This is a genomic window from Streptosporangium sp. CA-115845 (genome assembly GCF_050943795.1).
In the GTDB taxonomy this organism is placed as follows: Bacteria; Actinomycetota; Actinomycetes; order Streptosporangiales; family Streptosporangiaceae; genus Streptosporangium.
On record NZ_CP191988.1, the window covers coordinates 1,891,575 to 1,903,793 of the forward strand.

General features: G+C 69.5%; 13 protein-coding genes. 9 read left to right on the forward strand and 4 right to left on the reverse strand.

Annotated elements, in window-relative coordinates; translation table 11 throughout:
• Positions 1–45 precede the first annotated feature (45 nt).
• From ACQP0P_RS10930 to ACQP0P_RS10960, 7 genes are all read left to right on the forward strand, one after another.
• Positions 46–1,734, forward strand: a complete 1,689-nt coding sequence (locus ACQP0P_RS10930; RefSeq protein WP_433374389.1) for a molybdopterin-dependent oxidoreductase — start codon at positions 46–48, stop codon at positions 1,732–1,734.
• Between the two features lie 76 nt (positions 1,735–1,810).
• Positions 1,811–1,966 (forward strand): hypothetical protein, encoded by a 156-nt coding sequence (locus ACQP0P_RS10935; protein ID WP_399527874.1) that lies wholly within the window; start codon positions 1,811–1,813, stop codon positions 1,964–1,966.
• A gap of 54 nt (positions 1,967–2,020) precedes the next feature.
• Positions 2,021–3,241 carry a helix-turn-helix domain-containing protein gene (locus ACQP0P_RS10940; RefSeq protein ID WP_433374392.1) on the forward strand — a complete coding sequence of 407 codons (1,221 nt, stop codon included), beginning with the start codon at positions 2,021–2,023 and terminating at the stop codon, positions 3,239–3,241.
• 163 nt (positions 3,242–3,404) lie between these two features.
• On the forward strand, positions 3,405–3,770 hold the full coding sequence (locus ACQP0P_RS10945; RefSeq protein WP_433374395.1) for a hypothetical protein: 366 nt from the start codon (positions 3,405–3,407) through the stop codon (positions 3,768–3,770).
• Positions 3,767–4,135: a hypothetical protein gene (locus tag ACQP0P_RS10950; RefSeq protein WP_433374397.1), complete on the forward strand. Its 369-nt coding sequence runs from the start codon at positions 3,767–3,769 to the stop codon at positions 4,133–4,135. The genes ACQP0P_RS10945 and ACQP0P_RS10950 overlap by 4 nt, the downstream gene beginning before the upstream one ends.
• A gap of 211 nt (positions 4,136–4,346) precedes the next feature.
• On the forward strand, positions 4,347–4,628 hold the full coding sequence (locus tag ACQP0P_RS10955; protein WP_433374400.1) for a hypothetical protein: 282 nt from the start codon (positions 4,347–4,349) through the stop codon (positions 4,626–4,628).
• Positions 4,628–5,299 carry a nucleotidyl transferase AbiEii/AbiGii toxin family protein gene (locus tag ACQP0P_RS10960; RefSeq protein ID WP_433374403.1) on the forward strand — a complete coding sequence of 224 codons (672 nt, stop codon included), beginning with the start codon at positions 4,628–4,630 and terminating at the stop codon, positions 5,297–5,299. Before ACQP0P_RS10955 ends, ACQP0P_RS10960 begins: the two co-directional genes overlap by 1 nt.
• Before the next feature lie 55 nt (positions 5,300–5,354).
• On the opposite strand, the gene ACQP0P_RS10965 is transcribed toward ACQP0P_RS10960, so the two are convergent.
• Positions 5,355–6,758 carry a serine hydrolase domain-containing protein gene (locus ACQP0P_RS10965; RefSeq protein ID WP_433374405.1) on the reverse strand — a complete coding sequence of 468 codons (1,404 nt, stop codon included), beginning with the start codon at positions 6,756–6,758 and terminating at the stop codon, positions 5,355–5,357.
• A 366-nt stretch (positions 6,759–7,124) separates the two neighbouring features.
• On the opposite strand from ACQP0P_RS10965, the gene ACQP0P_RS10970 reads away from it, so the two are divergent.
• On the forward strand, positions 7,125–7,871 hold the full coding sequence (locus tag ACQP0P_RS10970; RefSeq protein ID WP_433374408.1) for a toxin glutamine deamidase domain-containing protein: 747 nt from the start codon (positions 7,125–7,127) through the stop codon (positions 7,869–7,871).
• Entirely contained in the window at positions 7,868–8,137 is a 270-nt protein-coding gene (locus ACQP0P_RS10975) for a hypothetical protein (protein WP_433374410.1), read from the forward strand. Before ACQP0P_RS10970 ends, ACQP0P_RS10975 begins: the two co-directional genes overlap by 4 nt.
• A gap of 23 nt (positions 8,138–8,160) precedes the next feature.
• On the opposite strand, the gene ACQP0P_RS10980 is transcribed toward ACQP0P_RS10975, so the two are convergent.
• The 3 genes from ACQP0P_RS10980 to ACQP0P_RS10990 all read right to left on the reverse strand — a co-directional run bounded on the left by ACQP0P_RS10980 (position 8,161) and on the right by ACQP0P_RS10990 (position 12,210).
• On the reverse strand, positions 8,161–10,671 hold the full coding sequence (locus ACQP0P_RS10980) for an ABC transporter permease (protein WP_433374413.1): 2,511 nt from the start codon (positions 10,669–10,671) through the stop codon (positions 8,161–8,163).
• Position 10,672: 1 nt separating this feature from the next.
• Positions 10,673–11,446, reverse strand: a complete 774-nt coding sequence (locus ACQP0P_RS10985) for an ABC transporter ATP-binding protein (protein ID WP_433374416.1) — start codon at positions 11,444–11,446, stop codon at positions 10,673–10,675.
• A gap of 209 nt (positions 11,447–11,655) precedes the next feature.
• The gene (locus tag ACQP0P_RS10990; protein WP_433374419.1) at positions 11,656–12,210 is read right to left on the reverse strand and encodes a DUF1707 SHOCT-like domain-containing protein; all 555 of its coding nucleotides are present in this window, start codon (positions 12,208–12,210) and stop codon (positions 11,656–11,658) included.
• Positions 12,211–12,219: the final 9 nt, after the last annotated feature.

The following is a 12,219-nucleotide window of genomic DNA, read 5'->3' on the forward strand; positions in this document are numbered from 1 at the left end:
CGTGGCGTAAGATCCCCGCTCGCCGATGGGCGTAGCGTCGGAGACATGCAGAGCAACAGGCGCATGCCCTCGTGGGCCGCGGCGCTGATCGGCCTGGTGTCCGGTGCGGTGGCGGTCGGGGTCTCCCTGCTCGTCGCGGGTCTGGTGAACCCCTCCGCCTTCCCGATCGTCGCGGTGGGCAACGCGGCGGTCGACCTCACCCCGGCCGTGCTCAAGGAGTGGGCGATCCGCACCTTCGGCGAGAACGACAAGGTCGTGCTGCTCGGCGGGATCTTCGTGGTCATGGCGCTGATCGCCGCCGCACTGGGCATCGCCGCCGCCCGCGACGTCCGGTACGGCCTGGCGGGCCTGGCCGCCTTCGGCCTCGTCGGCGTCGTCGCCGTGCTGACCCGGCCGGAGGCCGGGCTCGCGGACGTCCTGCCGACCGTGGTCGGCGTCGGTGCGGGCATGTTCGCGCTGCGACGGATCATCCGCCGCTCCCTCGTGCCCGTCGAAGAGCCCGCCGACGCGTACGGGGGGCGGATGCCGGGCGGCGCCGTGGGCGCGGCGGGGGTCGCGCACGGCACCGGACCACAGCAGGACTCGCCGGAGTCTCTGGCTGAGTCTGGGGAACGGCCCGAGCCGACCACGCCGCCGGTCATGCGGGCCGGGAGGGATCTGCGCGCGTTCGACCGCCGGGGCTTGCTGACCGGTGTGCTCGGCGGCGTCGCCGTCGCCGGAGTGGCCGGGGTCGCCGGGCGGATGCTGTCCGGGCGGGCCGAGGTGAGCGTGGCGCGCAACGGCATCACGCTGCCCAGGCCCGCGACCCCCCTCGCGCCGCTGCCCGCCGGGGTCGACCTCAGGATCAAGGGTCTGTCGCCGTTCGTCACCCCGAACAGTGACTTCTACCGGGTCGACACCGCCCTGGTCGTCCCCCAGGTGGACCCGAGCAGTTGGACTCTCAAGATCCACGGAATGGTGGACCGCCCGGTCGAGCTCACCTTCGCCGACCTGATGAAGCGCACCGTGGTCGAGGCCGACGTCACGCTCTGCTGCGTCTCCAACGAGGTCGGCGGCCCCTACATCGGCAACGCCCGCTGGCTGGGCGTCAGCCTGGCCGACGTGCTGCGCGACGCGGGCGTCCACAAGAACGCCGACATGCTGCTCAGCACCTCCGCCGACGGCTGGACCGCCGGAACCCCGGTCGACGTCGTCCTCGACGGCCGCGACGCCCTGCTGGCCTTCGGCATGAACGGCGAGGCGCTCCCCGTCGACCACGGCTTCCCGGTCCGCCAGGTCGTCCCCGGCCTGTACGGCTACGTCTCGGCCACCAAGTGGGTCACCGACATCAGGGTCACCCGCTTCGACGAGGACGAGGCCTACTGGACGCCCAGGGGCTGGTCCGCCAAGGGCCCGATCAAGACCGAGTCCCGCATCGACCTGCCCAGGGACGGCGCGAGCATCTCCGCAGGCCGCACCGTCGTCGCGGGCGTCGCCTGGGCACAGCACAAGGGCGTGGACGCGGTCGAGGTCCGTGTCGACCGGGGCCAGTGGCGTCAGGCACGCCTCGCCGAGGCCCCCACCGCCGACACCTGGCGCCAGTGGGTCCTCGACGACTGGGACGCCACCCCCGGCGACCACACCATCGAGGTCCGCGCCACCGACGCCACCGGCTACACCCAGACCGCCGACCGAGTCCCGGTGGCCCCGGACGGCGCCACCGGCTGGCACACCATCCAGGTACGGGTCGGCTGACTCAGGCTGTATTCAAATCATCCCGGTGGTTCTCAAACAGTGGTCTCTCGACTACCGACATAAGGACGGTGCGCCGGTGAGCCCTGCACGCCGCTGGCAGGAGGTCAAGGCCGAGGCCCACCGGCTGTATCCCGAGATGGCCGACCCAGAGCGGCAGGCCGCCGCCGAAGCCGAGCTGGATGCCTATGTGGTCGGCTACCACCTGGCGGAAGGGGAATGTTTCCCTCGTTGACAGGGGCGGCTCGTTATCGTGGAGACGCCGCGCAGTCGCGAGGAGGGCCCCGAGGTGACCGAGAACGACTGGAACCCCGACCTGGCGTACGCCGAGCGTAGCGAGTACACCGGGCAGCGGATAGCCAAGGCGCGGAAGCTCCGGAATCTCACCCAGGAAGGCTTGGCCGGGCTCGCGCATGTCTCTCGGAGTTTGATCGCCAAGGTTGAGTCGGGTGCCAGGCCCGCCACCCCGTCTCTCGTCGCCGCTGTCGCACGGGCCTGCTCGGTGGATCCGGCGGAGATCAACGGGCAACCGTACCGAGGCACCGACGAGCGCAGTGACGCCGTGCACGCGGCGATTCCCGCCATCCGGGTGGCCTTGGCCTACGTGGACGTCGCACCCGAACTGGGCATGCCTCCCCGAACGCTCGACGAGTTGGCCGCTGAGGTGGTCGCACTTCAGAAGCTTCAGAAATCTGTGTCGTACGCCCAACTCGGCGCTCTGCTGCCTGCGCTCCTGGAGGAGTTGACGGTTCAGGTCATGGAACTGGATACGGTTCGTGCCTGGCGTCTGCTTAATCGCGCTCAAGCGCTCGCTGGATCCCTGGTACGTCGCCTCGGTTACAACGACCTGGCACAGGTCGTGGTGGAACGAACGACGGTCTCCGCACAGCGTGCGGAAGATCCATATCTGCCGCATGTAGTCACCCTGGGCCGGGCACGGTTGCTGATGACCATGGGTTCCTGGGATGTTGCCCTCAAAATGGTCCAGCAGGCCATGAGTAAAGTCGATCAGGATAACCCGGTGTCAACGGAGGTTTTCGGGGCGCTGCATCTGAACGCGGCCATCACCGCCGCGAGAGCGGGGAAGGCAGCGAATGCCTGGGAGCACCACGGAACCGCGACCGAGGCGGCGGCACGGATCAGCCCGAGAGATCGTCGCGACCCCTACGGCCTGCAGATGAACCCGGGGAATGCCGCAATTCACGGGTGTGCGGTGGCCGTCGAACTGGGTGATTTCGATCAGGCCATCCGGCTGGACCAAGGCGTCGACCTGTCCGGGCCGGACAACAATGACGAGCGCCGGGCGCACCACGAGATCGACATGGCAAGGGCTCACCTGTGGGTCAACGACAATGACAGAGCGCTCAAGCGCATGATCAACGCTGAGCGGACCGCGCCGCAGATGACGCGCTTCCACCCCTCGGCAAGAGAGACGGTCCGCCAGCTCGTACGAGTCCATCGCAAGATTCCGGAGCCGCTACGGGCGCTGCAAGGACGCATGACCGTCTGAAGGGTCGGTGTGTCAAGGGGGCCGCTGTGCACAAGCTGTGCACAGCGGCCCCCTTGACTGTTTCTAAGGTCGCGGTAACAGCGAGTGTTCAACTAATCGCTTTCCGGATTCGACCTTTGGAGGACGGGTGATACGGCGCACGGCACCGGCTGAATCTCAAGAGGTGGTCGACGAGGCCACGGCGGAAAGTCATGACAGGGCGCTGGCGGTCGTGCAGCTACTGCTCATCGAGCGGGGGATCCGTGCTCGCCGCCATCAGACGATCTGCCTCTCGCTCTATGGCAACCGCCTGGACGCCCTCATCTGTCCGGATCGGCCCTACCCTCGGTCGAGGCTGGACCGGTATCCGCCCGAGTTGGCCGTGCTCGGTCCCGAAGGACGGCGCGCGGCTGTGGTGACCGTCGGACCACGTTCGGGCTGCTACCTGGTCTCCCTACGCAACGGGTCCGACCTGCAGACCGTGCGGAGCGAGCATCCCGAGCAGGTGGTGGAGCTGATCCTCGCGGCCAGGCCGGACGCACGGCCATGACCGCCCAGATCGAGGACATCGCCGCTCGTGCGGGCACCCATGACCAAGGACCTACCGTGCAGCCCGCAGCGGACCTGCGCAACGGCCACGCCCTACTGTTCGAGCGCGATCCGAGCATCCCCTTCGTGACGACTCCGGTGCGGGGCGAGGAGTGGCAACGGCGGGGGCACCGATTCATGGGCCTACTTTGGGCCCGCGTCGCCGACCTTGAACCGCTCGCCGGGGGCCAACGCTGGTGGAAACCCCCCGTCTACCCCATCGCGCTCTACTGCGAGTTCCCAACGGCCGACTCCATCACGATCACCGTGCTCAGCGATGCCCTTGTGGTGATCCAACTGCGGTGGTCACCCCGCCGCACTCCCTGAAGCCGGTGCGGCGGCGCGGCCTTCCCCTACACCCGCGCCGCCGCACCTATCTCAAGCGAGCGGATTCCCGAAACGGACAGACCCTGCGGCAAGCATGCGCCCATTGGCCATATCCCGGGATGGCCGCCCCGGGATTAGGCATGATCATGCTTCTATCGGTCACACTGGGGTTATGCATGCCAGGGGATATGGAGCGCTCCGTCCATATGTCGTGCCCGAGACTCTGGAGGAGCTCACCGGGCCGGTCGACGGTGTGGTCATGCTGCCCAGGCATCTCGACTGGGGGCCGAAGCGCAGTTACCGCCTGGATCAGATCGCCGATGCGCGACTGCTGTACATGCGGGTGATCCGGGAAAGCGCGACTCCTGCGGATCTACGGCAATTTCTCAACGCCGCGATGTTGCGCAGACTGTGGCCGGAGTTGGTGCTGCCGCCGCCCGTCCGTGCTCTCTGGGTCGCTCGCTTTCCTGAGCTCCAGCGCCAAGCCGCCTAATGGATGACTACCATCGCCGTCTCGCACGGATCGCTCTGGGAGCAGCCGGTGAGCATGGGTTTGCCCTGGCGGGTGGCTATGCCGTGCAGGCCCATGGCGTGCTTCAACGCCCCAGCGAGGACATTGATCTGTTCACTTCCAGCGTCCGGGACGATTTCGCCGACGGGGTCACCAAGGTCTGCAATGCCTACGCCGAGCACGGCTTGGCCGTCCATGTCGACGTGGAAAGCCCTCAGTTCGTACGGCTCAGCGTCTCCGATGCCGCGACGGGACAGGTCACCAAAGTAGAACTGGCTGCCGATCTCCGTGCGCATCCGCCGGTCACCATGGAGATCGGGCCGGTCGTACATCTCGACGACGTTGCCGGAGGCAAGGTCGAAGCCTTGTTCACCCGGGCCGAGGTCCGCGATTTCATCGACGTGGACGCGCTGCTGACCAGTGGTCGTTTCTCCCGGGAGCGGCTACTCGACCTCGCCGCGTCCCGTGATCTCGGATTCGACAGAGCAGTCTTCGCCCAGATGCTCTCCGCTATCGATCTCTACCCCGACAGCGAGTTCATCGCCTATGGCCTGACCGAGCCGCAGGTCCATACGCTCCGATCCCATTTCGCCGACTGGCGCACAGCGCTTGCCCAGGCCGGTGACAAGGATCAACCCCGGAGCGGGCTGTAACTCTCCTGCCCTGGCTCGGGTGGGTACCTCCGCTCGCAGGTGGACAGGGGTCGGGTCAGGCCCGTCGGAGCGAGGCGGGCCGGACGATGATGTCGGGCTGCCAGGGCTGGTCGGCGTTCTGGACGCCGATGGCCGCGAGACCGCCCACGAGTTCCGTCGCCGTCGTACGGTGCAGCCAGAGGGCCGGGGCGTGCGGTCGCGCGGCCAGGTCCGGGGCGTCGACCAGGCCGTCGAGCTCCACGCTGACGGAGGACCCGGTGACGCGCAGCCCGGTGATCGCATGTTCGGCGGAGTTCCACCTGGTGGTGCCGGAGGCGTCCGGGGCGATCGACAGGAACAGCGGCACCGCCCCCGAGGGCAGGTCGAGGCTTCCCGACCACTCGCCGCCGACCTCGGCGGCCGGTGCGGAGAGCAGGTCGCCGTCGGGTGAACCGTCGGCGCGTGTCAGCGGGGTGAAACCCGGCAGCAGGGCGGCCAGGATGTCGTTGGTCACCGAGATCAGCAGTTCCCTGCCGCTCTGCACGTTGGCCAGGGCCGCGACCACGATCCCCGCGGTGGGGACCGTGACCAGGTAGGCGGCCACCCCGCCCATGCTGCCGCCGTGGAAGGCGAGGGACAGATCACCGTGGCGCCGCACGCCCCAGCCGATCCCGTAGCCGTCGGCGCCGGGCCACGGCGCGGTGGGACGGTGGCTCGCGGCAAGCGCCTCGGCGGGCAGGGCGCTCATGCCGCCCGCGTGCGCGAGCCCGAAACGGAGCAGGTCCCGGACGCCGCACCAGGCCTCCGCCGCCGCGCCGTGCCCGGTGACGTAGGGCGGGTACGCCGATCCCGACGAGGTGTGGCGCCGGGCGGCGCCGAGGCCACCGTCCGGCTCACCGAACCGGGCCGACCGCATCTCCAACGGTTCGAAGACCAGCTCGGACAGCGCGTCCGCCAGCGGAGAGCCGGTGACCTCCTCGATGATCGCGCCGAGCAGCTCGTAGCCGACGTTCGAGTACGTCTGCCGGACTCCCGGCGGGAACACGACGCGGGCGTAGGCTCGCAGCAGGTCGTTCTTGCTCGGCGCCCGATCGATCTCGTCGCCGTAGAAGAACCTGAGAAACGTCGGGAAACCACCGGTGTGGTTGGCGACCTGCCGGAGGGTGGGGACCGCTGCGTGGCCGGGCAGCGGCCGGTAACGCGACACCGGGGCGTCCAGATCGAGCGCGCCACGTTCGGCCAGGACAGCCAGTGCGGTGCCGACCATGGGCTTGGTGACGGAGGCCAGGCTGAAGGGGGTGTCGACCGTGGCGGCGACGCCGTCCTCGACCGACGCCAGCCCGAACGCGGCTTCGAGCACCGTCTTTCCCCCGGCCGCGACGGCGAGCGCGGCTCCGGGCACCTCGCCCGAGTCACAGGCGTCGCTCAGCCGGCGAGCCGCCTGAAGAACGAGTGCACTGATCCGGTCATCGAGTGTCATATTCTCCCATTCCCGCCTTGCAGCCTGTGTCACGGCAACATCGGGCAAACCAACCTATCGATCTACCGGGCCGGTCCCGTGGGCCGACCCGTTCGATCGCGAAACGCGGCGCTGGGGGAGCCGGTCACGATCGAAGAGCGCGGCGAGGGGGCTGGGGGCCGTTCGTTGGTGTCGCGTTGCGCGAGGTGGAGAAGCCAAAAGCGGTGGTTTCCGTGATCTGGGGGATTTTGCCCGCTGTCGGCCTGCCAAATCCCCCAGGGAACAGCAGGTCCCTGGTCACCACCTCCGTAAATGGTCAACTCCGCCGTGCCGCGTTGGGAGCCGCCCTACTATCTGGCTCCCAGGGGTTGGGGGACGGGGGAGCCGGTGAGCGAGTGGAGTTTGGCCTCGGGGGTCTACAACCCCGTGGTGACCGTGGACGGGCAGCGGTGGCGGGACTTCGAGCTGGAGTTTCAGATGCCGGCGGCGGCGGTGCCCCGGGAGCGGGAGCGGATGCGCTGGGGGCCGGCCCGGCTGGACCAGTGTCGGCCGTACGGGGTGGCGGGCGGCCTGGCCAGGCCCGACCCGCAGACCGAGGAGGACATGCTGCGGGCCGTCCCGGTCACCGAGCAGGGCACCCCGCGCCGCTTCCCCGACCCGCGCGGCATGTGGATCAGGCTGATCAACGGGACCGGGCCGGCCGACGACCCGTTCCGGGCCACCAACGCGATCGACTGCGCGCTGTCGGTGCTCTCCACCTGGTACGGAGCCCCGGCGGTGGCCGCGCCCCGGCGGCCCGAGTACGACCGGGTCGGCAGGCCGTTGCTCAGCGGCGAGGCCGGGGGAGTGGCCAGGGCGGAGCGGTGGCTGGGACAGCGCTTCCAGTACGTGGGGCAGGGGCGCCACGCCTATCTGCCGATCGCGCAGGCGCTGCTGGCCGGGGGGCACGGCTCCTCGGCCATGGTCGTCAACCGCTGGCCGGCCGGGGGCAGCCACGCGTGGAACGCGGTGAACTTCGACGGCGAGGTGATCTGGATCGACGGGCAGCGGGGGCACATGGCGGTGGAGCCGCCGTACGAGTCGGTGACCGGCGTGTTCTGCGTCGTGATCGACAGGGAGGGGCGGCGGCTGTGAACCCGGACCAGGCCAGGGCGGTGGCGGAGGAGTACTTCAACGGCGTCCGCAGCGTGGGCGCCGCCGTCGAAATCAGGATTTATGCCTTTCAAGAGGGCTATGTCGCCTGGTCGAATGAGCCCGACTCCGACGATCCCAGCGTGCTGCCCGACACCGTCGGCTCCGGGTGCGTGGTCATCGACAGGGCCACCGGCGAGATCGTCATCCGGCCGCTGCTCAACCCCGAGACGGTGGCGGAGCAGTGGCTGGGACGCCGCCCCCGATAACGAAGACGTCCCGGCCACCATGCTCAGCCGCTCGCGAGCGAGCCCACCACCGAGGCGCGGGCCGCGCGCCGCGCGGGCAGGACCGCGGCGAGCACCCCGGCCAGGCCGGACAGCGCCACGAACGACAGGATCTGCGGCACCGGCAGCTGGAAGATGACGTTCTCGGTCATCGTCCGCGCGGCGGCCCAGCCGAACCCGATGCCCAGCACCACGCCGACCAGCGCGCCGATGAGCCCCAGGACCAGCGCCTCGACCGAGAGCATCCGCCGCAGCTGGGGCCTGGTCAGGCCGAGCGCCCGCAGCAGCGCCGACTCGCGGGTGCGCTCGTGGACCGACAGCGAGAGCGTGTTGGCGATGCCCAGCAGGGAGATGAGCACCGCCAGGCCGAGCAGCCCCGTGATGATCATCAGCATCATGTCGAGCGCCTCGTCGAACTCGCCCCGCACCTCCGTCGAGCTGGCGACCTTCGCCGTCGGGTACGGTCGCGTCGCCGCCTCGACGGCCAGCAGCGCCCGGTCGGGATCCACGCCGTCGGAGCGGTTGACGATCACCCGGCTGTCGCCCACCTTGCCGAAGTAGCGGTCGAACTCCCGCTCCGGCACCGTCACACCGGAAAGGCCCGACTCCTGATTGGAGACGCCCACGATCGACAGCTCGACCGCACCCGCCTTCGCCGTCCGCACGGTGATCCGGTCACCGACCCCGACCTTGAGCCGCTCGGCGACGTGGTCCGCGACCAGTGCCGTACCCGGCATGAGCCGGCCGACCGAGCCCGCGTCCAGCTTCGGGACGAAACCCGGAGCCGGGGTGAACGTCCCCACCTCGTATTTCTCATCCCCGGTCGCGAGCCTGGCGGTGCTCGACCGGAACGCGACGACCGCGGTCAGCTCCGGTCTGGTCCGCAGGTCCTCGGCGATCGCCCGAGGCAGCTCCGAGTTGCGATCCTGGCTCTGCACCAGGTAGTCGATCGGGAACTGCTCGTCGAGCTGATGGGCGTAGGTCACCCGGATGGTGCCGGTGAGGACGGAGATGACGGTCATCAGCGTCACGCCCACGGTGAGCGCCACCGTGGTGGTCGCCGACCGCTTCGGGTTACGCCGGGAGTTGTCCACGGCCAGCCTGCCCGGCACCCCGAAGAGCCTGGCCGGAACCCAGCCCGCGAAGGCGGACAGCGGCTTCACGATCACCGGGCCGAGGGTCAGCACCGCCAGGAAGACGAGCGAGCAGCCGGCCATCACCACGACGAGCGCGGTCTCGCCGGGCTTCATGGCGATTCCCGCCGCGGTGATCCCCGCGCCCGAGACCAGGAAGAGCGCCGCGAAGATCATCCGTACCAGGCCGGCCCTGAAGGTCTGCTCCTCGGCCTGCGAGCGCAGCGCCGCGATCGGCGCCACCCGCGTCGCCGACCTGGCGGGCAGCAGCGCCGCACCGACCGTGACGGTCAGGCCGATGACCAGGCCCAGGACGATCGTACGAGGCGTCAGGGAGGCCGCGACCGACGGCAGCGGCGCGCCGACCGCGGTGAGCACGGCCAGCGCTCCCGCCCCCATCCCGTAGCCGAGCAGCAGGCCCAGCACCGACGACAGCAGGCCGACCACCGCCGACTCCAGCACGATCGAGCCGAAGACCTGCCCGCGCGTCGCCCCGATACAGCGCAGCAGCGCCATCTCACGGGTCCGCTGGGCCACCAGGATGTTGAAGGTGTTGTAGATGACCAGCGCGGCCACGAACATCGCCACCACGCCGAACAGCAGCAGACCCAGGGTGAGGAACTCGCTGCTGGCACCGTTGGCCTTGGCCAGGTCCGCCGCGTACCGCTCACCGGTCTTGACCTGGTGACCCGACCCCACGACCGCCGCGACCGAGGCGCGCAGCGTCTCCTGGGAGACACCCTCGGCGGCGGCGACGTCGATCTCCCGGAACCCCTGCTGCCCGGTCATCCTCATGGCCGTGCCGGTGGTGTAGCCGACCGCGCCGCTGTACCCGATCTCCTGATCCAGGCCGATGTCGAACAGGCCCACCAGGGTGAACTCGTGCCTGACGTTCTTCGAGTCGAGCACCGCGACGGTGTCACCGACCTGGAAACCGCGAGTCCTGGCCGTACCCTCGTCGAGCACCGCCTCCTTCGCGGTCCTCGGCGCCGCGCCGCTGACGATCGAGGTACGGTTCAGCGCGCCCTCGGGCAGGGAGATCCCCACCGTGGGATGGTCACCGGCCGCCTTGCCGTCCTTGCCGATCAGGGCGGACGTGCCCCGCACCAGCCCCTGGGCGTCGGCGACACCTTCCGTGGCGCGAATCTTCTCCAGGGTCGCGTCGGAGACGACCGGCGCCTCGCCGTCCTTGTCCGGCAGCGGGAGCACCGCGACGTCGATCCGGTCGGCCGCCGCCGCGAACTTCTGGGTGAAACCCGCCTCGATGGTGTCGGTCAGTACGAACGTCCCCGCGATGAAGCCCACCCCCAGCGCGATCGCCAGCGACGTCAGCATCAGGCGCAGCCGGTGCGCGCGCAACCCGGCCAGCGTCGTCCTCAGCACCTCACGCCTCCAGCTTCATCAGCGTGTCCAGCACCGACTGCGGCGTCGGCCCCACCAACTCGCTGACCAGCAGGCCGTCCCGGAGGAAGACCACCCGGTCGGCGTAGGAGGCAGCCACCGGGTCGTGAGTGACCATCACGATCGTCTGGTCGAGCTCACGCACCGACGTACGCAGGAACGACAGCACCTCGGCACCGCTCCGCGAGTCCAGGTTGCCGGTGGGCTCGTCGGCGAAGATGACCTGCGGCCCGCTGATCAGGGCACGGGCGACCGCGACCCGCTGCTGCTGGCCGCCGGACAGCTCGGCGGGCCTGTGCCCCAGCCGGTCGCGCAGCCCCACGGTCGCCACGACCAGGTCGAACAGCTCCGGGTCGGCCAGCCGCCCGGCGATCTCCAGCGGGAGCCGGATGTTCTGCTCGGCGGTCAGCGTCGGCAGCAGGTTGAACGCCTGGAAGACGAAGCCGATCCGCTCGCGGCGGAGCAGGGTGAGCTGCCTGTCGTTGAGACCGGTGAGCTCCACGTCCCCGATGCGCACCTGCCCGCCGCTCACCGTGTCCAGCCCGGCCAGGCAGTGCATCAGCGTGGACTTACCCGACCCCGAGGGCCCCATGATCGCGGTGAAGGCGCCGGACGAGAACGAGACGTCCACACCGCGCAACGCGTGCACGGCGGTGTCCCCCCGGCCGTACACCTTCGTGAGACCCCTGGCCGTCACGGCCGGCTCCGCGCCTTTTCCGCGCGCGCCCCACGCGCCGACCTCTCCGGTGATGGTCACGGCAGTTCTCCTCAACAACGTATGGCGTTATGACGCACCAAACGCTATTGATGGGGAAAGGGGGATCCATCAGGCTTTAGGCCTGACCTGCGGTGCGGTGGAGGGCGTCCAGAGGGGGACATGCGCCACCTCCGTCGTAGTACGACCTCGGCCATTCGGCCGAGACGACCGGGGCCTCACGCGTGCCCGAGCTCCACTTCCGTTGACGGTTACTTCCGCGGGTATCTGATCTTGAGGCTGCCCAGGCCGACCTTGCCGGTGACGCGCAGCGTCGGCGCATCCGGAAGGCCCGGATCGGTGGCCTTGTTGCGGATCGTGCCCATGTTCGTCGTCAGCGTGTCGATCCACACGGTCCACCCGCGCGGCACGATCACCCGGATCTCCCCCATCCCGCAGGTCGCCTCCAGCAGCACCTCACGGTGCGAGCAGACCGCCTCGGTGAAGTCGATCTTCACCCTGCCCGAAGCACAACTCGCCACGATATGCGCGGGCACCGTCCAGTGACCCGTCCGCTGCACCAGTCCGTGCTTCGTCCGCAGTTCCAGAACCCCGCTGCCACCCGGTACGGCAGGCGACGAGTTTCCCGGCAGATCCGAGGTCAGCGCCCTCAGGTCGTCGTACGTCCTGGCGGACTGCGTCCGCTCGATCCGCTCCTCCAACTCCTCCAGGGTGAGCCGCCCGTCTCCCGCGGCCACGCGTAGCTGCTCGATGACCGCGTCACGGTCGGCATGCGATGCGCGGAGCCGACCATCGAGATCCGTCATGTGACGATG